Source organism: Staphylococcus simiae, from assembly GCF_017357005.1.
GTDB lineage: Bacteria > Bacillota > Bacilli > Staphylococcales > Staphylococcaceae > Staphylococcus > Staphylococcus simiae_A.
Genome location: NZ_CP071589.1, coordinates 1,782,445 through 1,805,549, shown reverse-complemented (window position 1 = coordinate 1,805,549; position 23,105 = coordinate 1,782,445). Strand labels below are relative to the sequence as shown.

21 protein-coding genes, 8 tRNA genes, 1 pseudogene and 1 riboswitch are annotated in these 23,105 nt (G+C 31.4%); of the genes and pseudogenes, 21 read left to right on the top strand and 9 right to left on the bottom strand.

The genetic code is table 11. The features are described from left to right. Positions 1-79: 79 nt before the first annotated feature. The 4 genes from prsA to J3R86_RS08150 form a co-directional block, all read right to left on the bottom strand. A complete protein-coding gene (gene prsA / locus J3R86_RS08165; protein WP_207516898.1) occupies positions 80-1,060 on the bottom strand; it encodes a peptidylprolyl isomerase PrsA in 981 nt (326 codons plus the stop codon). Positions 1,061-1,344: 284 nt separating this feature from the next. Continuing rightward, the gene (locus J3R86_RS08160; RefSeq protein WP_207516897.1) at positions 1,345-1,902 is read right to left on the bottom strand and encodes a DUF3267 domain-containing protein; all 558 of its coding nucleotides are present in this window, start codon (positions 1,900-1,902) and stop codon (positions 1,345-1,347) included. Positions 1,903-2,238: 336 nt separating this feature from the next. After that, complete coding sequence (locus J3R86_RS08155) at positions 2,239-2,604, bottom strand: YtxH domain-containing protein (RefSeq protein ID WP_207516896.1); 366 nt, start codon at positions 2,602-2,604, stop codon at positions 2,239-2,241. A gap of 116 nt (positions 2,605-2,720) precedes the next feature. Beyond that, the gene (locus tag J3R86_RS08150; RefSeq protein WP_207516895.1) at positions 2,721-3,146 is read right to left on the bottom strand and encodes an HIT family protein; all 426 of its coding nucleotides are present in this window, start codon (positions 3,144-3,146) and stop codon (positions 2,721-2,723) included. 133 nt (positions 3,147-3,279) lie between these two features. Here J3R86_RS08150 and ecsA point away from each other — a divergent pair, with 133 nt between their 5' ends. Together ecsA and ecsB are read left to right on the top strand one after the other, a co-directional pair. Further along, a complete protein-coding gene (gene ecsA / locus J3R86_RS08145; protein ID WP_207516894.1) occupies positions 3,280-4,020 on the top strand; it encodes an ABC transporter ATP-binding protein EcsA in 741 nt (246 codons plus the stop codon). Beyond that, a complete protein-coding gene (gene ecsB, locus J3R86_RS08140) occupies positions 4,013-5,236 on the top strand; it encodes an ABC transporter permease EcsB (RefSeq protein ID WP_207516893.1) in 1,224 nt (407 codons plus the stop codon). Before ecsA ends, ecsB begins: the two co-directional genes overlap by 8 nt. Before the next feature lie 98 nt (positions 5,237-5,334). Here the strand turns inward: ecsB and traP are convergent, their stop codons facing one another. Continuing rightward, entirely contained in the window at positions 5,335-5,838 is a 504-nt protein-coding gene (gene traP, locus J3R86_RS08135; protein WP_207516892.1) for a signal transduction protein TRAP, read from the bottom strand. Between the two features lie 264 nt (positions 5,839-6,102). Between traP and hemE the strand changes: the two genes are divergently transcribed. From hemE to J3R86_RS08070, 13 genes and pseudogenes are all read left to right on the top strand, one after another. Next, positions 6,103-7,137 carry a uroporphyrinogen decarboxylase gene (hemE, locus tag J3R86_RS08130; RefSeq protein ID WP_207516891.1) on the top strand — a complete coding sequence of 345 codons (1,035 nt, stop codon included), beginning with the start codon at positions 6,103-6,105 and terminating at the stop codon, positions 7,135-7,137. Positions 7,138-7,193: 56 nt separating this feature from the next. Then, complete coding sequence (hemH, locus tag J3R86_RS08125; RefSeq protein WP_207516890.1) at positions 7,194-8,117, top strand: ferrochelatase; 924 nt, start codon at positions 7,194-7,196, stop codon at positions 8,115-8,117. 23 nt (positions 8,118-8,140) lie between these two features. Beyond that, the gene (gene hemY, locus J3R86_RS08120; RefSeq protein ID WP_207516889.1) at positions 8,141-9,538 is read left to right on the top strand and encodes a protoporphyrinogen oxidase; all 1,398 of its coding nucleotides are present in this window, start codon (positions 8,141-8,143) and stop codon (positions 9,536-9,538) included. Positions 9,539-9,879: 341 nt separating this feature from the next. Further along, positions 9,880-10,434 carry an RBBP9/YdeN family alpha/beta hydrolase gene (locus J3R86_RS08115; protein WP_207516888.1) on the top strand — a complete coding sequence of 185 codons (555 nt, stop codon included), beginning with the start codon at positions 9,880-9,882 and terminating at the stop codon, positions 10,432-10,434. A gap of 318 nt (positions 10,435-10,752) precedes the next feature. Further along, positions 10,753-10,826, top strand: a tRNA-Met gene (locus tag J3R86_RS08110). Positions 10,827-10,841: 15 nt separating this feature from the next. Then, positions 10,842-10,917: transfer RNA gene (locus J3R86_RS08105), tRNA-Asp, on the top strand. A gap of 10 nt (positions 10,918-10,927) precedes the next feature. Continuing rightward, positions 10,928-11,000: transfer RNA gene (locus J3R86_RS08100), tRNA-Phe, on the top strand. A gap of 14 nt (positions 11,001-11,014) precedes the next feature. Continuing rightward, positions 11,015-11,090, top strand: a tRNA-His gene (locus J3R86_RS08095). Positions 11,091-11,106: 16 nt separating this feature from the next. After that, a tRNA-Gly gene (locus J3R86_RS08090) sits at positions 11,107-11,180 on the top strand. A 15-nt stretch (positions 11,181-11,195) separates the two neighbouring features. After that, positions 11,196-11,270 (top strand) — tRNA-Asn (locus tag J3R86_RS08085). A 1-nt stretch (position 11,271) separates the two neighbouring features. Further along, a tRNA-Glu gene (locus tag J3R86_RS08080) sits at positions 11,272-11,343 on the top strand. A 52-nt stretch (positions 11,344-11,395) separates the two neighbouring features. Next, positions 11,396-11,484 (top strand) — tRNA-Ser (locus J3R86_RS08075). 1,309 nt (positions 11,485-12,793) lie between these two features. After that, positions 12,794-12,868: pseudogene (locus J3R86_RS08070) on the top strand (IS200/IS605 family transposase); the annotation flags it as partial. Positions 12,869-12,938: 70 nt separating this feature from the next. Here the strand turns inward: J3R86_RS08070 and J3R86_RS08065 are convergent. Further along, positions 12,939-13,298 carry a DUF1304 domain-containing protein gene (locus tag J3R86_RS08065; RefSeq protein WP_207516887.1) on the bottom strand — a complete coding sequence of 120 codons (360 nt, stop codon included), beginning with the start codon at positions 13,296-13,298 and terminating at the stop codon, positions 12,939-12,941. Positions 13,299-13,611: 313 nt separating this feature from the next. Next, the gene (locus J3R86_RS08060; protein ID WP_207516886.1) at positions 13,612-14,667 is read right to left on the bottom strand and encodes a DUF4352 domain-containing protein; all 1,056 of its coding nucleotides are present in this window, start codon (positions 14,665-14,667) and stop codon (positions 13,612-13,614) included. 490 nt (positions 14,668-15,157) lie between these two features. Between J3R86_RS08060 and J3R86_RS08055 the strand changes: the two genes are divergently transcribed. From J3R86_RS08055 to menC, 3 genes are all read left to right on the top strand, one after another. Next, positions 15,158-15,601, top strand: a complete 444-nt coding sequence (locus J3R86_RS08055) for a DUF4909 domain-containing protein (RefSeq protein WP_207516885.1) — start codon at positions 15,158-15,160, stop codon at positions 15,599-15,601. Between the two features lie 172 nt (positions 15,602-15,773). After that, the gene (menE, locus tag J3R86_RS08050) at positions 15,774-17,186 is read left to right on the top strand and encodes an o-succinylbenzoate--CoA ligase (RefSeq protein ID WP_207516884.1); all 1,413 of its coding nucleotides are present in this window, start codon (positions 15,774-15,776) and stop codon (positions 17,184-17,186) included. Continuing rightward, on the top strand, positions 17,176-18,174 hold the full coding sequence (gene menC / locus J3R86_RS08045) for an o-succinylbenzoate synthase (RefSeq protein WP_207516883.1): 999 nt from the start codon (positions 17,176-17,178) through the stop codon (positions 18,172-18,174). Before menE ends, menC begins: the two co-directional genes overlap by 11 nt. Here the strand turns inward: menC and yidD are convergent. Further along, positions 18,171-18,422: a membrane protein insertion efficiency factor YidD gene (gene yidD / locus J3R86_RS08040; protein WP_207516882.1), complete on the bottom strand. Its 252-nt coding sequence runs from the start codon at positions 18,420-18,422 to the stop codon at positions 18,171-18,173. The genes menC and yidD overlap by 4 nt on opposite strands. A 59-nt stretch (positions 18,423-18,481) precedes the next feature. Between yidD and ytkD the strand changes: the two genes are divergently transcribed. Next, positions 18,482-18,961 (top strand): RNA deprotection pyrophosphohydrolase, encoded by a 480-nt coding sequence (gene ytkD / locus J3R86_RS08035; protein ID WP_207516881.1) that lies wholly within the window; start codon positions 18,482-18,484, stop codon positions 18,959-18,961. Positions 18,962-18,965: 4 nt separating this feature from the next. Further along, on the top strand, positions 18,966-19,724 hold the full coding sequence (locus tag J3R86_RS08030) for an alpha/beta hydrolase family protein (RefSeq protein WP_207518537.1): 759 nt from the start codon (positions 18,966-18,968) through the stop codon (positions 19,722-19,724). A 165-nt stretch (positions 19,725-19,889) separates the two neighbouring features. Here the strand turns inward: J3R86_RS08030 and pckA are convergent, their stop codons facing one another. Beyond that, complete coding sequence (gene pckA / locus J3R86_RS08025; RefSeq protein WP_207516880.1) at positions 19,890-21,482, bottom strand: phosphoenolpyruvate carboxykinase (ATP); 1,593 nt, start codon at positions 21,480-21,482, stop codon at positions 19,890-19,892. A gap of 154 nt (positions 21,483-21,636) precedes the next feature. After that, positions 21,637-21,747, top strand: a riboswitch (SAM riboswitch). 103 nt (positions 21,748-21,850) lie between these two features. Between pckA and metK the strand changes: the two genes are divergently transcribed. After that, complete coding sequence (metK, locus tag J3R86_RS08020) at positions 21,851-23,047, top strand: methionine adenosyltransferase (RefSeq protein ID WP_207516879.1); 1,197 nt, start codon at positions 21,851-21,853, stop codon at positions 23,045-23,047. Positions 23,048-23,105 lie beyond the last annotated feature (58 nt).

The following is a 23,105-nucleotide window of genomic DNA, read 5'->3' as shown; positions in this document are numbered from 1 at the left end:
AAAATATAAGAGCGTTATCGAATGTTTATTTCAACATTTGATAACGCTCTTATTTTAATGAATTTTGAGTTAGTGTTAATTAAGATCCCATTCCTGATAGACCAGCCTGTTGTGTTTGACCATCTTGTGAAGCACGTTGTTTCAATTTTTCAGGGTTTAAAATTGAATCATCGACAGCTTTTTTAATGTCACGATCTTTGTAGTCTACTTTATATTCTTTTAATAAATCTTTATATGCGTCTGTTAAAAGTTTAGGATTTTTTTGTACTTTTTGTTCTATAATTTTAGATTTTAGGCTCGCTTTTTCAGAATTAAAGTCAGTCGGTTTATCTGCCTTGATAATATGATAACCGTAATCAGATTTAACAACTTTAGAAACTTCGCCATCTTTAAGTTTGAATAAAGCTTTTTCGAATGAATCAACAGTTTGTCCTTTGATGACATAACCTAATGAACCATCTTTTTTAGCTGAGGATGTATCCATAGATTCTTTCTTAGCAATTTCTCCAAATTTATCTGGATTTTTAGCTACTTCTTTTTGGATTTCTTCTGCTTTTTCTTTGGCCTTTTTATCATCTAAACCTTCTTTATCACTTTTCTTAGATTTAACTTTAATTAAAATATGTGAAGCTTTTTTAGTATCTTCTTTAATTTCTTTATCAGAAATATCAACTTTATCAGCTAATAATTGCTTTTGATATTCAGCAGTACGTTTTTGTTCTTTATATTGATCCAATGTTAAATTTTGCTGTTTTAACATACTTTCAAATTGTTCTTTACCGCCATATTGTTTTTGCTCTTTGTCAATTTCTTTATCGATATCTTTGGTATTCACTTTATCTTTATATTTATCAGCTAAAATTTTATTTAACATGACATCAAAAGAAGCATTTGCGATTTGTTCGTTACCGATTTTTTTCATAGTATCAGCAACAGTTACATCGCCAGCTTTTGAAGAAATTAACGTGTTATCTTTCGAATCTGTTGCGTTTGAACCACATGCACCTAATAATAATGCACTTGCAGTTAGCGGAACAATGAGCTTGTTTATTGATTTCATAGTTGAAACTCCTTTGTTAGTTAATCATCGTAAATATAACATAAATTTATATTATCACCAATTAGAAAAGCAATGCATCAGACTACAGCATGAGTCAATTAATAAAAAAATAGGAGTAGAACAGAAATAAATTTTGAAAAAATTAATTTCTGTTCTACTCCGACAAGACTGACTAGCGTGAGAAATCATTGATTTATTAGTATTTCATCAGTCAGTCAGTTACTGCCAAGCTCACAATTTGACGTATAGGATATTGTTTGTCCGAAATTCAATGATATAGAATATTATAAATACTTGTGCTTGTTGGTTTTTTTCAAAATATGAATACCAGTACTATGTTCTTCAATATATTGACCATAATTAGAAAACAAGATGATTTTTAAATAGAGTAAATCTAAAATAGAAAACCCAAAATTTAGTGATAATAAAAACATAAAGTAATGACCATATTGAGGGTAGTGAATGGTTAACACTACAAATAATGTTGTTAGTAATACAAGTGGTAATATTAAATTGATACAAAAATAAATTTTATGAACTGGTGTATTGACATACGTATTATAAAATAATAACCAGCGTCGATTAGTTAATTTATGAACTTTGAATGATTGATAATAGGGTAAGAAAAATAATAAATGGACGCTTTTATGAAGTGGATACATAAGCACTACACAAAATAAAAAAACTAGAAAATGATGATCTGATAATCGTGTATTAGAGAAGAAATACATGATTTCATAACTAACTAAAAACATAATGATTGTAGATACTACGCTCATAAATGCAATTCTTGGTAGACCAAAACGTGCATGTATATCTAATTGTCGTTTACATAAAAACATAATAACGCCTCATCTCTTTTCACTATACGATAGGTATTATCTATCTAAAAGTTAAATTAGTCAATGCGTGTATTGAAAGGAAGTAAGACTGAATAAATTTTCTAGAGAATTTATTTTATGATTGTCTCAAGACCAGGCTGAATTTAATGAGAAAATGTTCGTTTTTCATTACTTTAAAATACAAACATGAAATATTAACCGTATACGATTAAGTATAGAATGATGTTTATCACCTTCTTATGACTGTATCACAATATATATAATAGCTAACAAATAAGTAGTGACTTAATCTTAAAAAAAACACAGTGCAGGTATTGAGCCACACTGTGTTAACAATTATTTTGATAATTCATTACCTATATCTTCGCCACGATTTTGTAAATTCTCAATATGAGATTGTAGACGTTCAATATTAGGGTTAATGTCTGATTTGAAATTACCGATGAGTGTTTTAAATTCTTCACCGATTGATCCCCCAAATTCAGCACTTTCATTTTTAATTTGGGAACTGTAGTTCAAGATATCATTAAAACTTTGTTTAATATTATCTATTTCAAGTTGTAATTCAGTTCTTGAGCCGGTAGGGGCTGTTTTGTCAATTGTGTTATGTTTAACACTTTTATCATCGCGTCCTTGCAGAGCAACAGCAAATCCTGCTGCTACACCGACACCGACACCAAATAAGATACGTGATACTTTCATTTGAATTCTCCTCACTGTTATGTCGTACAAATAAATATTAATGTGTCATAGTTGAAATTAATATTTTAACTTCAGATTAATAATAGTATACCCAAATATTAAGCTGGTAAGCATATTTATTCAAATTGTGATTGAATTAAAGTTGCTAGCTCTTGTTTAGCATCATCATCTATTGTTTCCTCATGTGTTTCCCATTTATAACCGAAACCATCAATATCATTTTCATATCGTGGTATTAGATGAAAATGTAGATGGAATACAGATTGATCAGCAAATTCACCATTATTTTGAATGATATTTAAACCATCAGGATTGAATGCTTGTTTAATTGCGTTAGCAACTTTTGGTAGAGCAGCACCAATATGTTTCATTGTTTCTTCATCAGTTTCAAAAATATTTGCTGAAGGTTTCTTAGGTATTAATAAAGTATGACCTTTAGTCACTTGCGAAATATCTAAAAAAGCATAAACATAGTCATTCTCATAAACTTTATAACTTGGAATCTCACCAGATAAAATTTTACTAAAAATTGTTTCAGCCATAAATACGACACTCCTATTCAAGTAATATTTGATTTTATTATATCATTGTCGAAGATAAATCGATATTAAGACATAGCTATTTAATATGAGAGTCTCTCAATTTTTGGTACAATGAAAGTCATGGAGGTGCAATATGACAGTTAAAGTTGAACATCTTACAGGAGGTTATGGTAAACGCCCTGTAATTAAAGATATTAATTTCGAACTACATTCTGGAGAAATAGTTGGTTTGATTGGATTAAATGGTGCTGGTAAAAGTACCACAATCAAACATATGCTTGGTCTGTTAACACCAATGGAAGGCCAATTAGCTATTTCAAACGTAAATATAAATGATGATATTGAAACATATAGAAGAAAACTTTCATATATACCAGAATCACCGGTAATATATGATGAATTGACATTAGAAGAACACATTGAAATGACGGCAATGGCTTATGATATTGATTATGATGAGGCAATGTCACGCGCTAAACCTTTATTAGAAACATTTAGGTTAAACAATGAACTTAAAATATTCCCAAGTCATTTTTCAAAAGGGATGAAACAAAAGGTTATGATTATCTGTGCTTTTATTGTAAATCCTGAATTGTATATTATTGACGAACCATTTCTAGGTTTAGATCCATTGGGAATTCAATCAATGTTAGATTTAATGGTAGAAAAGAAAAATGAAGGTAGAACAGTATTGATGAGTACACATATTCTTGCGACAGCTGAAAGATATTGTGATCGTTTCATCATCTTGGATGAAGGTCAAATTGTAGCAATTGGGAACTTAGAAGAGTTACGTCAACAAACGGGATTACATCATCAAACATTAGATGATATTTATATTCATGTAACACAAGGTGGACAACATCATGCGTGACTTTGCTGTTGAATTATTTAATAAACGTTTGAAGGCTATACGTAAAGAAAAGATGTATTATAATAAATTTATTTTTAATGGCCATTTTATGGTCTTTTTATTAATTTTATTAGGCGCCTTCATTTTTGGTTATGGAGAATGGTTACAACATATTCCTGATAATGTTAATTTTGCACTTATTGCTGCGATCATTTTAAGTGTTATTTCAATTTTTCCCATTAGACCTTTATTGAAAGAAGCTGACAAATTATTCTTACTACCGTTTGAAAAACATATGACTAAATATATGAAAATAAGTTTAATATATAGCTATTTTTCAAGAATTTTATTATCGATCATCACGTTAGTCGTTATGTTTCCACTTTTTTATAATATCAATCATAAAGCAGTTATATTTTATGTTTTTGTTATAATCAGTGCATTGCTCTTTCCATATTTAGGTTTACGACTGAGATGGCAAAGTTATCAATCACGTTTTTCATTAGTAGCTACTAATATTATCTTAATGGTCACATTTATTATTAGTTATTATTTATTACTAGGACCAAAACTGTATATTGCAATTGTATTACTATTAATTCCTGTGTTTATTGAGTGGTTACTTAAGAAAGTTAAACCACAATATTTATATCCTTGGGAAAGAATGATAGCAGTAGAGCAACGACATCATATGAATTATTATAAATTTGTAAATATGTTTACTGATGTTAAACATTTAAAAGAATCTGCCGTAAGACGTAAATATTTAGATGTTTTATTAAATGTTCCTAAAGGGAAGAAGTTCAATTCTAATGCAATGTATTTATTTTTATTTAAACGAAGTTTTATTAGAGGAAGAGATGCCTTTAATATCATCTTTAGATTAATTATTATTGCAGTGCTATTGATGATTTGGTTACCCTATACGATTGTGACAATTATCATTGGAGCATTGTTTATGTACTTGATATTATTACAAATGGCGCAATTTTATTCACAACAAGCTTATGGGTTATGGCCACAAGTTTGGCCAGTAGCAGATTCAAAAGTAATCAAAGGATATGAACAATTTTTATATCGTTTAATGATAGTCATAGGCATCATTTTAAGTGTGACATTTATAATGACACATTGGATATTAGCATATGCAGCCATTGTGTTCTTCATTGTAGGTTGGTTAACGATACGAAGTATTATTAAAAAGTTAAAATATCAAGAAACATTACTGAGAGACTAAACATTAAATTCTGAATTTATATAAGTATTTAAACATTAACAAAGCAGGTAAAATGTTAGCTAATTTACCTGCTTCAACTATTTTATAATTTAATTCATTTATTCTTTAATAGGGAATAAATAACGTTCGAAATAACTAGAATGTTGTCCACTTGAACCAAAGTAATGACTTAATGCCTCTTTAGAAAAATTAAGGGCAAATGTTTCTGAGTTTTTAAAGTCTTCATATGTTTGTCTATCTGCAAAGCCAAAGTAAATTTTATAAGTTGTTCCTTTTGATGGTCTAAGTAGACGATAACTTTTAAAACCACCAAAGTTTTTAAAGTCTTCATCAGAACTATATAACTTTTTCTCTAATTGGTATTTATGATCTTCAGTCGTTGGGATAAAAATGGCACAATAAAAATGTTCTTCGCTAAATTCACCAATTTCTTTTATAACTTCATAAACAGCAGGTGAAGTTAGTACAGTTTTACCAGTTGTTTCTTCAAATATAACTGATGAATCGGCAGTAGAAAATTGAAACAAATGGTGATCAGGGTGATTCAATTTAATTTGGTTTAAAAATCCGTAAGTTCCATATGAAGTGAATAATTTTTTCATCATGATGGCCCCCTTATTTTTTAATCCATTATACGATTATAAAGCTTTGATTGCCACTATTAATGTCATAATAATATTTATATAATAGATATTGTTAGTAAATTAAAATGGAAATATTCATAACTGTTAATAAACTAATAAGAATGATTAATCAATTGATAAAAAATTTAAATGTCGGTTTTATGACAATTGATTGTATTAAATACGTATAATTTATCAATGTGATACTATAGATAAGAATGATTTTAATTAGGAGGCCTTTCGGTGCATTATAAAAACGATACAATTTTAAAAATGATAAAAGGCGAAAAAACGACACATACACCAGTGTGGTTTATGAGACAAGCAGGTCGCTCTCAGCCTGAATATCGTAAATTGAAAGAAAAATATTCATTATTCGAAATAACTCATCAACCTGAATTATGTGCTTATGTGACACATTTACCAGTTGATAATTACAACACAGATGCTGCAATTTTGTATAAAGATATTATGACGCCATTGCAACCCATTGGCGTTGATGTAGAAATAAAATCGGGTATTGGTCCAGTTATACATAATCCAATTAAGACAGTGCAAGATGTCGAAAAGTTATCACAAATTGATCCAAAACGAGATGTTCCTTACGTTTTAGATACAATTAAATTATTAACTGAAGAAAAATTGAATGTACCATTAATTGGATTTACAGGAGCGCCATTTACATTAGCCTCTTATATGATTGAAGGTGGCCCTTCAAAAAATTATAATTTTACAAAAGCAATGATGTATCGTGATGAAGCAACATGGTTTAGTTTAATGGATCATCTAGTAAATGTTTCAGTAGCCTATGTGGGCGCTCAGATTGAAGCTGGAGCAGAGTTAATTCAAATATTCGACTCATGGGTTGGTGCACTTAATGTTCAAGATTATAGATACTACATTAAACCTAAAATGGAACGTTTAATTAGTGAGATTAAAGCTCAATATGATGTACCAGTCATTTTATTTGGTGTTGGCGCAAGCCATTTAATTAATGAATGGAATGATTTACCAATTGATGTTTTAGGGCTTGATTGGCGCACATCGATTAAAGAAGCACAACAACTAGGCATATCAAAAACCCTTCAAGGTAATTTAGATCCTTCTCTGTTATTAGCACCTTGGGATGTCATCGAAGAAAGATTGAAACCTATTTTAGATCAAGGTATGACGTATGGTAAACATATTTTTAATTTAGGTCATGGTGTATTCCCAGAAGTACAGCCGGAAACATTAAGACGTGTGAGCGAATTTGTACACAATTATACTCAAAAATAGTACGGTAATTATATTGTGCTAAAGCAACATATTTCAATTAAAGGAAGGTTTTATCAATGACTAAAAAAATGGGATTATTAGTTATGGCTTATGGTACACCTTATAAAGAAAGTGATATAGAACCATACTATACTGATATCAGACATGGTAAACGTCCAACTGAAGAAGAATTACAAGATTTAAAAGATAGATATCAATTTATTGGTGGATTATCACCTTTAGCTGGGACTACAGATAGACAAGCTGATGCTTTATTAAATGCATTAAATGATGCATATTCCGACATTGAATTTTCATTATATTTAGGATTAAAACATATTTCTCCATATATTGAAGAAGCGGTAGAACAAATGCATAAAGATGGTATTGAAGAGGCTATAACAGTTGTATTAGCACCGCATTATTCTAGTTTTTCAGTAGGTTCATATGACCAAAGAGCTGATGAGGAAGCTGCAAAATATGGTATTAAACTTAAACATGTTAAACATTACTATCATCAACCTAAATTTATCCAATATTGGACTGAAAAAGTAAATGAAACGCTAGCAGAAATACCTCAAGAAGAATATGACGACACGGTACTTGTCGTATCAGCGCATAGTTTACCTAAAGGTTTGATAGAGAGAAATAACGATCCTTATCCACAGGAATTAGAAGATACTGCGCGTATTATTCAACAACAATCAAATATTACACATGTGGCTACTGGCTGGCAATCTGAAGGTAACACTGGAACACCATGGTTAGGACCAGATGTTCAAGATTTAACTCGTAACTTATTTGAACAACATGGATATAAAAACTTTATTTATACACCAGTTGGCTTTGTGTGTGAACACTTAGAAGTACTTTATGATAATGATTATGAATGTAAAGTTGTATGTGATGATATCGGCGCAAACTATTATCGTCCAGAAATGCCTAATACTCATCCATTATTTATTGGTGCTATCGTTGATGAAATTAAATCAATCATATAATAATAAAGGAAGCGTGAAATGTTGTGACTAGAAAAATAGCCATTATTGGGGCAGGCATCACCGGCTTAGCAAGTGCGTATTATTTAAAACAACAAGATCCAAGTATTGATGTTACCATTTATGAAAGCTCAAACAGACCTGGAGGTAAGATACAGTCTTATCGACAAGATGGTTATATGATTGAATTAGGTCCAGAATCATATTTAGGTCGCAAAACAATTATGACAGATTTAGCAAAAGATATTGGATTAGAACAAGATATTATAACTAATACAACAGGACAGTCATATATTTTTGCTAAAAATAAACTTTATCCTATCCCTGGTGGCTCTATTATGGGAATTCCAACAGATATTAAGCCATTTTTAACTACCAAACTTATATCACCGCTTGGTAAATTAAGAGCTGGGTTAGATTTAATTAAGAAACCTTTGGAAATGCATGATGGAGATATATCAGTAGGGCAATTTTTTAGAGAAAGATTAGGCGATGAAGTGCTAGAACACTTAATTGAACCTTTGATGGGTGGTATTTACGGTACTAATATTGATGATTTAAGTTTAATGAGTACTTTTCCTAATTTTAAGGATAAAGAGCAAACGTTTGGTAGCTTGATAAAAGGGATGAAATATGAAAAACAACAACGAATTAAACAACGACAACTATATCCTGGAGCGCCTAAAGGACAATTTAAACAATTTAGACATGGTTTAAGTTCATTTATTGAAGCGTTAGAACAAGATATTAAACGTAAAGGTGTAAATATCAAATATCAAACAGCAGTTGATGATATTGTTTCTACGCAACAGCATTATGATATTGTTTGCGGTGATTACACTGAACAATATGATGGTGTCCTTGTAACAACACCACATCAAGTATTTTTACAATGGTTTGGACAAGATCCAGCCTTCGATTACTTTAAAACGATGGATAGTACATCAGTTGCGACTGTAGTATTAGCATTTGACGAGCAAAATATAGAAAATACTTATGATGGCACAGGGTTTGTTATTGCGAGAACAAGCGATACAGATATTACTGCATGTACTTGGACTTCGAAAAAATGGCCGTTTACTACACCAGAAGGTAAAGTATTAATACGTGCCTATATTGGTAAACCGGGAGATACTGTTGTAGAAGATCACAGTGACGAAGAAATCGTTTCTATCGTACGTCGTGATTTGAGTAAGATGATGACATTTAAAGGAGATCCAGACTTCACTATAGTCAATCGACTTCCAAAAAGTATGCCACAATATCATGTAGGACATATCCAACAAATTCGTCAAATTCAGCAACATATAAGAAACACATATCCTAGACTGCGTGTGACTGGTGCTTCATTTGAAGCGGTAGGCTTACCTGATTGTATTAAACAAGGGAAAGAAGCAGTTGAAGAGTTATTACAAGAAATATAAAGTTAGGGGACACTTTAAAGTGAAATTAAATGGTTAGAAACTCATAGCCATTTCACTTTAAAGTGTTTTTTAAATATTTTATGATAGTAAAGAAACAAGTCTTTTTGCTTCTCTTTTTTTCAGGACTGATAAATAAAAAGTGAATAATTTAAAAATTAAATATGTACCAGTCCAATTTGGTAGAGAACCGTCTTTTTTAAGCTATTGTAATAAAGAAATAATTTAGGTGTTTAATATATGCTTAAATTCAACAATTTTTAATATGTCATAAATAATGTTTGGTAGAAGAAATTAGGTACTTATTTGTTAAAATATATTAGTTTATGATTGGAGAGATTTTCATGACAGATGTAATTATAGTACATTCAATGTATGGGGATAGTCATAATCATTGGTACCAGTGGTTGCAACATAATTTAACACTTGAAGGTTATAATGTTACGTTGTTTAATTGTGAATCGGCAGCTAATAAAACTGTTAATCAATGGGTAGAAGAAATGAAGAAACAAATTCATATTACTAAACAAGATACATATTTTGTTACACATGGTCTTGGGTCTATTACATCTTTAAAATATATAGAATTATTGGATCATCATATTGAAGGATTTTTTAGTATTGCTGGATTCAAAGAGGATGCAGAGGATATAGATTTAAATGTTGATTTACGAGATGTCACAATTGATTATGATAACATTAAAGCTAAAGTCGATCATTTTTATGGTTTAAGTTCTAAAAACGATAAATATGTCTCATATAAAGAAACTCAACGACTAATGAATGCGTTAGAAGGTAACTTGCGTATAGTAGAAGAGGGCGGTCACTTTTTAGAACAAGATGGATTTAAAACATTTACAACACTACAAGATCGTATGCAAGGTTATATGACAAGATAAATTTGATGGACATACAGTAATGGAAAATATTTTGAGATGCTAAACATGACATTACGAGTATGTCTATCATTATATTTTACGTTATTTAAACACTTATATTATAAAATGGAAGAAGAAGCGTTTTTTTACACATTTTAATTTTAAAATTAAGTTGACGAGTCAGTCAAAAGTTAATATACTAATATTTGTGTTCAACAGAGCACAGTTTATTGCGATGTAGTATTCACTAAAGAATTACTGATTAAAAAAATACAAATAATTGTTGACTTTAAACATTTTATTATGGTATATTAAATTAGTAGTTCAAAATAATATTATCGCGGGATGGAGCAGTTCGGTAGCTCGTCGGGCTCATAACCCGAAGGTCGGTGGTTCAAATCCGCCTCCCGCAATACATAAGTTTAATAGGTCTCGTAGTGTAGCGGTTAACACGCCTGCCTGTCACGCAGGAGATCGCGGGTTCGATTCCCGTCGAGACCGCCATTATTGTTAAGGTTCAGTAGCTCAGTTGGTAGAGCAATGGATTGAAGCTCCATGTGTCGGCAGTTCGACTCTGTCCTGAACCATTTTTTATGTCTTGGCGGTTGTGGTGAAGTGGTTAACACATCGGATTGTGGTTCCGACATTCGAGGGTTCGATCCCCTTCAACCGCCCCATAATCGTATTACATTAGCGGGTGTAGTTTAATGGCAAAACCTCAGCCTTCCAAGCTGATGTTGTGGGTTCGATTCCCATCACCCGCTCCATTTAAATTTTATTATTCCACAGTAGCTCAGTGGTAGAGCTATCGGCTGTTAACCGATCGGTCGTAGGTTCGAGTCCTACCTGTGGAGCCATGGCTCCTTGGTCAAGCGGTTAAGACACCGCCCTTTCACGGCGGTAACACGGGTTCGAGTCCCGTAGGAGTCATATAAACAGAAGTGAAATATCGCTTCTGTTTTTTGTTTTATAATATTACTATGGAGAGTTGTCCGAGCTGGCCGAAGGAGCACGCCTGGAAAGTGTGTAGGCGCCACAAGCGTCTCGAGGGTTCGAATCCCTCACTCTCCGTAAAGGCGCTTAGAATGGTTTAAATCCATTTTAAGCGCTATTTTCATTTTGAATAAATATTGTTATATCAATGTTTGTAGTTATTTTAATGAAAAATCACTTTCTAATATTTTGATTCATTTTGAAATAAAAAGGCACATTGTGACTACAAATGTTTTTAATTATTTAATTTTGGTCACAAGAAATTTGAATTTAGTCACTAAATAAATCGTTTGGATTTTTTTACAAGACTATTTTCACTATCTTCGAATACTTTAATTAAAAACAAAAGTGTAGCAAAGGAAGTTCAATGTTTTAATATAAAAAAATTATTTTATAATTAATTTATAAGTAAGCGACTGTGCGCGGACTAAAAAAAACAATACATGGCTTACTAATAGCTCACATAGTTTGACTATGGATTATGTGAAAAAATGCAACATAGTAATAAAAGACTGGAGATTTTTAATAACTCCAGTCTTTTTAGCTTTTGTTATAAATTTGTTTAAGTTTGTTTTGAAAATTTTGGTCAATCTATGGACAATTTCAACTAATTTTTAACAAGTTGTTCGCCCATGCGCCCATTTAAAAATTAATAGTATTATTAAAATAAGTATCCTTTGTAAATTCTAATCTTATAATCTATACAGGAAAATGATACTTTAATAATACACATTTTTGACTGTTTATGTACGTCGACTTTTATAAATAATAGCTAATTTTATTGATATAAACTTTTGAAACAGAGTTTGTTAAATTCCAAACAATATTTTATATGTTCTATTACGATGAGAATGTATAAATAATTCATTGATATGTAGACAATATATTATTAGAACATGCGTTTGTTAACCAGTTTAAAGTCCAAAATCTTGATGCTAATAAAATAGGAGAAGATTTTAACTTTAAATTAGATCAACCAAGAGTAGAAGATAGTTAAAAATTAGACGATGAATTAGATAAACTTAAATTAATAAAAATGGAAAAAATTGAGCAGAGAGAAATGCAAACTTTAGATATTAGACTTGTAAAATTAAATAAAAATATTATAATATAAATAAGTCAACGACCATGCGTGAATTTAAATGAATACGTGGCGAACGAGGACTAGATTATTTTCAAGTGAGTAATCTGGATATTTAAATACTTGAAAAAGAAGTTAATCATTTTTGCATGATTAGCTTCTTTTTATTTATTGTATTAAGAAAACTATACGCTATATATATGATTCAGAAAAGATTCTACCGTTGTCACAAAAAAATCATCTCTACGTGCTAGAATACATATTGGTCAGCCAACCAAATTAAACAACACGAGGAGATACTATATAATGTCATCTGACACAAACGGTTTTACACATACAAAATGGAATTGTAAGTATCACATAGTCTTTGCGCCTAAATATTGAAGACAAGTAATACATAAAAAAATCAAAATCACCTGTGTATACGGGTTGATTTTGATTAATTTTAAATCTAAAACAACATTGATAATAATGCCAATATGGGTAATGTTCCTTGTTTCAATAAAATACTTATATTACTAGAGATGCCACCATAAATTGCTACAACTATAGTATAAATTAAAATTGGAATACATATTTCTTTTGGATGACTAGTAAAAAAGACACTGTAAATTAGCAATAAACTAATTAAACCATTATACACACCTTGATTTTTGAGTAGAACATTGATGTGTTCATCTTTTAATTTTTGTGTAGCAATGTTAAAAGTTTTACTCGTTTTGGTAGAAGATGTAGCAAATGTTTCTAAATACATGATATATAGAAATTCAATTGCTACTAAGATAACTAAAATAATTGAAACAATAGACATAGTAAACCACCTAATCTTTATTTTTATTTAGTACTAATTTAACATAAATAGAAAAGTGAACGATGTTGTTTGTTAGTTCATATTATACAATTTAAAAAGTTAAAATAACCATCACAGAAAACATTATTTACTGTGATGGCTTTTATTTATCCTATTTAATAAATGAAATGACATTATTAAATCAATGTTAGCTAGAATTGATAATATACTTCACATTAACTGTTTAGTGATCATTTTATGCTTGTAGTCACATTAGTATAATATGTGTCAGTGAACGACATATATGAATTATTCATATTATCATTATTTCACCTTATTCTGATTCGCTACTACCTGAATCAGAGTTTGAAGGTGTTGTTGCTTTTGGAGCAGGTTGCTCTGCTTTAGAAGGTGCTGCTGGAGTTACTGGTTTAGTTTCAGTAGGTTTGTCTGCACTGGAGTCTGCTTTACTTTCTGATGTATCTTCATCAGATTCATTGTTTGATGAAGAAGAGCTATGATTACTACTTGTAGCATTACTTGCTGAAGAAGTTGAACTTGAACCAGAATTATCGCTTGCAGCTTCACCAGAAGCGCCATTATCGTCATTGTCATTACTATCAGAATCATCGTCGTCTTTCTCAGATTTATCTATTTTAATATTCGATAAATCAAAAGTAACACTTTTAGTACTGATCATGCTTGAATTGATAACTAATTTTTTATCTTTTGATTTGGCAACACTTTCTGACACATCAAAGACAACCTTACCTTCAACGGTACTATCTGGATTGAGTTGTTCTAAAAAGAATGAATTTGTGATAGAGCCATCTTCACCTTGGTTTGCTGTAACGGATGCACCTGCATCAGGTTCTAAACTTTTATCACCAGACTTCAATTTAAACATTGAACTATCAATAGTTAAAGATTCTTGACCTTTATTTTTAATTTTTAAATCTGCAACTACAAATGTTCCTTTTGCTTTAGTTGGTGCAATGGATGACCCAACTTGATCCATTGTCTGTACGGAATTTAATTTAATTTCTAAATTACCATTTTTAACTGTATCGCCAACTTTATAAGTTTTACCTTTTGTGTTGCTAGTAGAATGGTCTTGATTAGGCATGAGCATAGTTGTAGCAATAGCAATGATAATACCTACAATGATAATTAATCCTAAACAGCCGCCACAACCAATGAACCACCACTTTTTAGAATTACCTTGTTTATCTTGCATCCTAGAATGATATTGTTGTTCTTGCTGTTGACGTTGAAATGCTTGGAATTGTTGCTGTTCTTGCTGGCGTTGTTGTTCTTGTTGCTGACGTTGGTATTCTTGGAATTGTTCCCATTGTCTTTTTTCTTCTTCATTTTTAAACTTATCGTCCATCTGGTCATCTCCTCATGTTTTAACAATTCTTTGCATGAAAACTTTATATTTGTAAATGACTATTAATGAAAAATATTAAACGTATTATGACCACAATGACAAATAGTAATATTAATTGATGCTGTCATTTTAAAATAATAATTTTATTTAGTAACATGATAAATACGTGGTATGACTGTTATGAAATTACAAATAGTAAAAGTAACAAACAAATTATTGGAAAACCCATTAATATTATGTATACATATTCTTATAATACCAAATTAGTTGTAACAATACTTTAATTTTTAAAAAAATAACAAAGAAAATTTATACTAGTTATAAAACTCAAATTTTCACAATTTAATATTGTAAGAAAGTAGATTAAAACGTTTAATCCTCTAAACAAATAATTTTGTTATAATATAAAATATATTTAAACTAGAGGTGACTCATGATGATCTTAAAAAACTCTAATTGTAAAATTGTGGTTATAGTAGGAATACTATTAATGACTTTAGGCATTTATGGATGCTCAAACAAAGATAAATTTATTAATCAATCTTTTATTATTGAACAACATAATAAACCTTTTGCTAAAATTGTTTTTAATAGTGACAATATAGCAAAAGTAACGAATGATGTTACTGAAAGTCAGCAGTCAGTACCATTTTTTATAAATAAAATTGGTAGTAAACGCTACTTATTTATCAAAAAAGTATCGGCTGATGTGTTGTCAGCTAAGCAGTCGATATGGCATACGCTAAAATTGAAAAGTGGTAAAGATATATACTATATTTATTTAATTGAAAATTTAGATGATGAGGTCTTTCATCTCAGTGCCATGTCAGGAACTACTCGTGACTATTTAACACAACAACAAGATGTAGCTGAAGCAAGTAAATCGACACAACAGAATGATAGATTAACTTTAAGATTAAGTGCACAAAAGTAGTCAATAAATTATCCAAACACTCCTCTTTATGTAGATGTTTCAAAGTAGGAGTGTTTGTTATTTTTAAATTTTGATGAATATGGGCAAAAAAGTTGTCTTTCAAACACAACTCCTGCGCTGACGCATTAAAATAGTTATAATTGATATGTATATAAATTTGGAGGAATAGATAATGGATTTTTGGATAAAGCAACAAGCAATAAAAAGAGCACAGCACGTTGCAGTAACAGATGGTAGTCAACAATTGACATATCAACAGCTGTATCAACAAGCACTAGCGCTATCTTTTAAGATAAAGACACTACAACAGCAACGTATAGGTCTTTATATCAATAATTCAATTGAGTCTGTAGTGTTAATTCATGCTTGCTGGTTAGCTGGTGTAGAAATTGCCATGATTAATACACGATTAACTAAAGAAGAGATCATAAAACAAATGATGTCAGTAGATATTTCGACGATATTAATAACAATACCTTTAAATATTGAGAAGTTTAACATTTTTTCATTGAATGATTTAAATGATTTACAATCTCAATCTTATACAGTGACTGATTTTGAATTACAGCGTATAGCATCCATCATGTTTACATCTGGTACTACAGGTCCACAAAAAGCAGTACCACAAACTTTTGCGAATCATTTAGCTAGTGCCAAAGGATGTAAGGACAGTTTAGGTTATGATCAATATACCAAATGGTTATCCGTATTGCCGATATACCATATTTCAGGATTGAGTGTGTTGTTAAGAGCTGTGATTGAAGGTTTTACAGTAAGAATTGTTGGAAAATTTGAAACCGACCAAGTGTTACATATTATTTGTTCAGAACAAATCACACATGTGTCTCTTGTGCCACAAACATTAAAATGGTTGATGGATAAAGGATTAACTAAGCCGTATTCACTACAAAAGATTTTATTAGGTGGTGCAAAGTTATCTCAGCCATTAATACAACAAGCATTAAGCTATCAACTTCCCATCTATAATTCTTTCGGTATGACTGAAACGTGTTCGCAATTTCTAACAGCCACTCCTAATATGTTACGTCAACGTTTTGATACAGTGGGTAAACCTAGTGATAATGTTAAAGTGGCAATTAGTCATCCTAATGCACAAGGACATGGTGAATTATTGATTAAAGGGGATAATGTGATGCAAGGCTATCTGTATCCTCAAGATATAACCGATACCTTTGAAGATGGTTATTTTAAAACCGGGGATATTGCAGAAATTGATAAAGATGGCTACGTTATGATTTATGATAGACGCAAAGATTTAATTATTAGTGGAGGAGAAAATATTTATCCATACCAAATTGAAACAGTAGCGAAACAGATGGATTATATTGAAGACGCTGTTTGTATACCAGTAGCAGATGATACTTGGGGACAAGTTCCTAAATTATACTATGTAGCTAAAAATGACATATCAGAAGATGATTTGACAGCATTTTTTAATCAAAAGTTAGCAAAATATAAAGTGCCAAAATATTTTGCAAGAGTTACAACTTTACCGTATACATCTACTGGAAAGTTACAACGTAATAAATTGACACAACAGCATGGAGTAAATGATGAAAATTAATCATGTCAACTTTTATTTATATGAGGAACCGTTTAAGTCACCAATTATAACGCCTAAAATAAAGTTAGAACAACGACAATGTCTATTTATTGAACTTGTTGATGAAGAAGGACATGCATACTTTGGAGAGTGTAATGCTTTCGCAACAAACTGGTATGATGATGAAACGATTCAATCTGTTAAAAAGGATATTGAACGTTGGTTTGCAACAGTTCAGTCGCAGCATATCGCAACGTATGAAGCATGGTTGGCAACGTTAAAAATTTTAGAACATGCGCCTGCTGCAAGAAGTACTGTCGTTATGGCGTTGTATCAAAAATATCATCAACTAACTCAATTTAATGTCGCGTATGGAGCGACGGTAAGTGGATTAACAAAATTACAACTACAACAATTGACACAAACAAAACCGCAACGAATCAAATTAAAGTGGTCACCAGCGCTATTAGAAGATATTGAGACACTTAAGCAGTTGGATTTTCAATTCCAACTTGCGGTTGATGCTAATGAATCTTTGACAGCAGCGGACGTTACGACGTTATTAAAACTGAAAGATAAAGTATTGTATATTGAAGAACCATTTAAAAATATTGCTCAACTTAAACATATGGACCAACGAGATTTACCACCAATTGCTATTGATGAAAAGGCACGTCATATTGAACAAATTAAAGCATTGGTCGCAAGTTATCCAATCAATGTAGTCGTAGTTAAACCATTTCGACTAGGTGGTATAGATAAAGTTCAACAAATCATTAAAGTTCTACATCAGTTAAATGTTAAAGTGGTTATTGGAGGTATGTATGAATATGGTTTGAGTAGATATTTTACAGCCATGTTAGCTAAAGATGGAGATTATCCTGGAGATGTTACACCTACAGGATATTATTTTAAACAGGATGTTGTTGAGGGATCAGGCATATTAAAAGGAGGATCTATTGAATTTCATCCTCCTAAAATTGATATTACACGACTACAACCATATTAATCGTGGTTATGATGTGAATGTTTCGATTTATCTTTTTTTAATGGAACTGGATCAAAGCCACCTTTGTGTAAAGGATGACATTTCAATATGCGTCTGATGCCTAAATATAAGCCTTTAAACGCACCATGATATTGAATGGCTTCTCTAGTATACTCTGAACATGTCGGATAAAAACGACAAGTAGGTGGAGTGAGTGGCGAAATAAAGCGTTGATAAAAATGAATCAGCGCTAAAAATATTTTTTTCATAGTAGTGCCCCCAACTGAAAATAATGTATCAACAGTTTAACATATATTGAAAGGATGTGATGACCATGAAGTTTTGGGATAAGGATCAGCGACTAGTTGAATTAACTTATAAGACAGATATCAATGAGGCAGATGGTAATCATGTCCTTGCTATTCCAGTTTATAATGATCAATTACTTTTCACTAACCATAAAATACGTGGTATTGAATTTCCTGGTGGTAAAAGGGAAGATTTTGAAACGAGTGAAGATGCAGTCAAAAGAGAACTCTATGAAGAAACAGGTGCTACTGTTAAAGCACTTCATTATATTGCTCAATATCATATTGCAACTGTAGAAGATGAGACATTTATAAAAGATGTCTATTTTATTGATGTAAATGAAATTAATGAAAAATATGACTATATGGAAACAACAGGACCAGTATTATTTAACAATATTAACGACATTAGTAAGGAGCAACAAAGTTACTTATTGCAAGACGAAACGATATTAACGTGCTTAGAAAGGGTGATTGCACTTGGATTTTATCAAAGTTAAACGTATGCCAGTGACATCATTCGATCATCAATTTGATGAAGTTACTTATGTTGTAGATCACTTAAAAGTCAAAGCATTAATGATGACACCGTTGACTGAGATTAAAAGAATTGTTGTCTATTTACGTGGTGGAAAAGGTCAAGTTGGTCGAGTTAGAGCAGCGCGTCTAATGCAATTTGCAGATAAAGATACATTAGTGATAGGCCCGTACTATAGAGGGAATAATGGTAGTGAAGGCAAAGATGAATTTTATCGTGGTGATCTCAATGATGTTACAGTACTCATACGCTTATTACATAGTAAATATCCAGATGCATTTATCCATATGATAGGATTTTCTAGAGGAGGATTGCAGGGGTTATTGACTTTTCAAGAGTTACCTGTGAGTAGTTACATTATTTGGGGTGGCGTATCAGATATTAATTTAATGTATGAAGAACGTATAGATTTAAGAGGGATGTTAAGAAGAATGGTGGGACATCCTCAAAAAGATAAAGTACAATATGAAGCTCGTGATGCTATACATTTACTTAATCGTCAAAGTCCTCCAATTTTAATCGTTCATGGTGAGAAAGATCAACAAGTTGGGATACATCAGGCTTATTACTTAGAGCAACAACTCTCTCTTAAAGGAGTAACATATGATACTTTTTATCAAGAAGATGAAGGACATGTACCGAGACCGCCAGCATTAAAAGAAGCATTAAGTTATATCAAATCATTTATGACTAAAGTCGAAACACATCAACTTACGAATCGTTAAATAGTAAAATAATTGACTTTATAATAAATCGACCGATAGAAAGTTTTAGTTATTTTCTATTAGTCCGATTTTTATATTTTGAATATGAATAAGCCAAGATTTTCAACTGAAAATCTTGGCTTGTTGTCTGTTATATTACTTCGAATTGTTTATGACGATAAGGTGTTATTTGTTAAAGCCACCTTGAGAAGCAATATGTTCTACTTCTTTCCCAAACTTTTCAAAATTATTTTCGAAACGTTGAATTAAATCTTGAGCTTGAGCTTTATATTTGTCAGGATCACTCCATGCATTAATAGGATTTAAGATTGTTTTTGGTACATCTTCAATTTCAACGGGAATGCTTAATCCAAATGTACTATCTTTAGTATATTCTGCATGTTTTAATTTGCCAGAAATAGCTTGGTTAACCATTTGACGTGTATAGTGTAGACTAATACGACGACCAACTCCGTATTTTCCGCCAGTCCATCCTGTATTAACTAAGTAAACATCTACATCATGTTGATCAATCAATTCTCCTAATAAATCTGCATAAACTGTTGGATGTAATGGTAAGAATGGTGCACCAAAACAAGTTGAGAAGGAAGGTTCTGGTTCAGTAACACCACGTTCAGTACCAGCTAACTTAGATGTGAAGCCACTTAAGAAATGGTACATAGCTTGCTTTTTATTTAATTTAGAAATTGGAGGGATTACTCCAAATGCATCAGCAGTTAAGAAAATAATAGTATTAGGATGAGCTGCTTTTGAAGGTACGACAATATTATCAATATGATTAATTGGATAAGCAGCACGTGTATTTTCGGTATAACGATTGTCATCGAAATTGACACTGCCATCCTCTGCTACAACAGTATTTTCTAATATTGTACCGTATTTAATAGCATTATAAATTTGTGGTTCTTTTTCCTTTGATAAGTGAATAGCTTTAGCGTAACATCCACCTTCGATATTGAAGACACCGTTTTTGTTCCAACCGTGTTCATCATCACCAATTAATTTACGTTTAGGATCTGCAGATAAAGTCGTTTTACCTGTACCTGATAAACCGAAGAATAAAGCAACATCGCCTTTTTCTCCGACATTTGCTGAACAATGCATGCTCATAATGTCTTGCATTGGTAATAAATAATTCATAACAGAGAAGATACCTTTTTTCATTTCTCCGGCATATTCAGTACCACCAATTAGAATCACTTTATGTTTGAAAGAAATAATAACGAACGTCTCTGAATTTGTACCGTCAACTTTTGGATCAGCTTTAAAATGTGGTGCTGAAACAATTGTGAAATTGGGTTTTATTTTTGATGCTTCTTCTTTAGATTCAGGTCTAATGAACATATTTTTAGCAAATAAATTATGCCAAGCCAGTTCATTAATGACTGTTAGTTTTAACATGGTATCTTTGTCACTACCTGCGTATCCATTAAAGACATACAGTTCATCTTTTTGATCTAAATAATCTAACACTTTATGGTATAAACTTAAGAATGTTTCTTCATCAATGGGTTGATTAATAGTTCCCCAATCAATGTTATCTCTATAAGAAGGTTCTGTGACAATAAATTTGTCTTTAGGTGAGCGACCAGTATATTTACCTGTGCTAGCATTAACAGCGCCTAATTCTGTGAGTACACCTTCATCATTGTCCAGTATTTTATTATACAATTGCGTTGTTGAAAGTTGGAAAAGTGAAGATGGTTTCTTTAATAAGTTGTCTATTTTAGTTGATTCAGTGTAACTATCTACTGACATCCTAAATCCCTCCAAAGCGATAATTTAAATGTAAGCCTTTACATTTAAATAGTATAACACATTGAAATAATTAATCTACAATATTTTATAGTAAATTTTTATACCAAAAATTGACATTAATTCTGTAATTCGGTACTATTATTCTTAACGGATTCTCTTATCCTGAGTGGTGGAGGGACATGGACCCAATGAAACCCAGCAACCTCTTTTTTATAAAAGAAAGGTGCCAAACCGTTTGCAGACATATAGGTCTGAACGATAAGAGCGAATGGACGTATTAGGCCTTCTCTCTATGTAAATAGTTAGAAGGCCTTTTTAATTAGCTCATACAAGAGAATTGTCGTAATTTAAAATAAAAGGAGCAAATTATGTTATATAACAAACGATTATTTACTTCAGAGTCAGTAACAGAAGGACATCCAGATAAAATAGCTGATCAAGTGTCAGATGCTATATTAGATGCGATATTGAAAGATGATCCAAATGCACGAGTGGCATGTGAAACAACAGTAACTACAGGTATGGCTTTAATAGCTGGAGAAATATCTACAACGACTTATGTAGATATTCCAAAAGTAGTAAGAGAAACAATTAAAGACATTGGTTACACTAGAGCTAAATATGGCTACGATTATGAAACAATGGCAATTTTAACGGCAATCGATGAACAATCACCAGATATCGCACAAGGTGTAGATCAAGCATTAGAATATCGTGATAATAATTCAGAAGAAGAAATTGAAGCAACAGGTGCGGGTGACCAAGGATTAATGTTTGGATTTGCTACAAATGAAACAGATTCTTATATGCCTTTAGCTATTGATTTATCACATAAATTAGCAAAACGTTTATCTGATGTTAGAAAAGACCATATACTAGATTATTTACGTCCTGATGGTAAAGTTCAAGTGACTGTTGAATACGACGAACAAGATCATCCAGTGCGTATCGATACAATTGTTGTGTCAACTCAACATTCAGAAGATGTGACATTAGAACAAATTCAACAAGATATTAAAACACAAGTTATTTATCCAACTGTACCTGAGAATTTATTAGATGAGCAAACTAAATTTTATATCAACCCAACTGGTCGTTTTGTAATTGGTGGACCACAAGGTGATGCTGGATTAACAGGGCGTAAAATTATCGTAGATACATACGGTGGTTATGCACGTCATGGTGGTGGTTGTTTCAGTGGTAAGGATCCAACAAAAGTAGACCGTTCAGCTGCTTATGCTGCACGTTATGTTGCTAAAAATATTGTTGCAGCTGGACTAGCAGCTCAATGTGAAGTTCAACTAGCATATGCAATTGGTGTTGCTGAGCCTGTTTCTATTGCAATTGATACTTTTGGAACTGGTAAAGTGTCAGAAGGACAATTAGTTGAAGCAGTTAGAAAACATTTTGATTTAAGACCGGCTGGCATCATTAAGATGTTAGATTTAAAACAACCTATCTATAAACAAACTGCAGCATATGGCCATTTTGGACGTACTGATGTTTTATTACCATGGGAAAAATTAGATAAAGTTAACGAACTTAAAGATGCAGTACAACAATAATAAATAATGAGATAAAATATATAAGATTTTCGGTATATAATGATATTATGTATCGAAA

Excerpts from the sequence above, each read along its gene's own strand:
- prsA (WP_207516898.1), bottom strand. The coding sequence starts at position 1,060 with ATGAAATCAATAAACAAGCTCATTGTTCCGCTAACTGCAAGTGCATTA.
- J3R86_RS08160 (WP_207516897.1), bottom strand. The coding sequence starts at position 1,902 with ATGTTTTTATGTAAACGACAATTAGATATACATGCACGTTTTGGTCTA.
- J3R86_RS08155 (WP_207516896.1), bottom strand. The coding sequence starts at position 2,604 with ATGAAAGTATCACGTATCTTATTTGGTGTCGGTGTCGGTGTAGCAGCA.
- J3R86_RS08150 (WP_207516895.1), bottom strand. The coding sequence starts at position 3,146 with ATGGCTGAAACAATTTTTAGTAAAATTTTATCTGGTGAGATTCCAAGT.
- ecsA (WP_207516894.1), top strand. The coding sequence starts at position 3,280 with ATGACAGTTAAAGTTGAACATCTTACAGGAGGTTATGGTAAACGCCCT.
- ecsB (WP_207516893.1), top strand. The coding sequence starts at position 4,013 with ATGCGTGACTTTGCTGTTGAATTATTTAATAAACGTTTGAAGGCTATA.
- traP (WP_207516892.1), bottom strand. The coding sequence starts at position 5,838 with ATGAAAAAATTATTCACTTCATATGGAACTTACGGATTTTTAAACCAA.
- hemH (WP_207516890.1), top strand. The coding sequence starts at position 7,194 with ATGACTAAAAAAATGGGATTATTAGTTATGGCTTATGGTACACCTTAT.
- J3R86_RS08115 (WP_207516888.1), top strand. The coding sequence starts at position 9,880 with ATGACAGATGTAATTATAGTACATTCAATGTATGGGGATAGTCATAAT.
- J3R86_RS08065 (WP_207516887.1), bottom strand. The coding sequence starts at position 13,298 with ATGTCTATTGTTTCAATTATTTTAGTTATCTTAGTAGCAATTGAATTT.
- J3R86_RS08060 (WP_207516886.1), bottom strand. The coding sequence starts at position 14,667 with ATGGACGATAAGTTTAAAAATGAAGAAGAAAAAAGACAATGGGAACAA.
- J3R86_RS08055 (WP_207516885.1), top strand. The coding sequence starts at position 15,158 with ATGACTTTAGGCATTTATGGATGCTCAAACAAAGATAAATTTATTAAT.
- menE (WP_207516884.1), top strand. The coding sequence starts at position 15,774 with ATGGATTTTTGGATAAAGCAACAAGCAATAAAAAGAGCACAGCACGTT.
- menC (WP_207516883.1), top strand. The coding sequence starts at position 17,176 with ATGAAAATTAATCATGTCAACTTTTATTTATATGAGGAACCGTTTAAG.
- yidD (WP_207516882.1), bottom strand. The coding sequence starts at position 18,422 with ATGAAAAAAATATTTTTAGCGCTGATTCATTTTTATCAACGCTTTATT.
- ytkD (WP_207516881.1), top strand. The coding sequence starts at position 18,482 with ATGACCATGAAGTTTTGGGATAAGGATCAGCGACTAGTTGAATTAACT.
- J3R86_RS08030 (WP_207518537.1), top strand. The coding sequence starts at position 18,966 with ATGCCAGTGACATCATTCGATCATCAATTTGATGAAGTTACTTATGTT.
- pckA (WP_207516880.1), bottom strand. The coding sequence starts at position 21,482 with ATGTCAGTAGATAGTTACACTGAATCAACTAAAATAGACAACTTATTA.
- metK (WP_207516879.1), top strand. The coding sequence starts at position 21,851 with ATGTTATATAACAAACGATTATTTACTTCAGAGTCAGTAACAGAAGGA.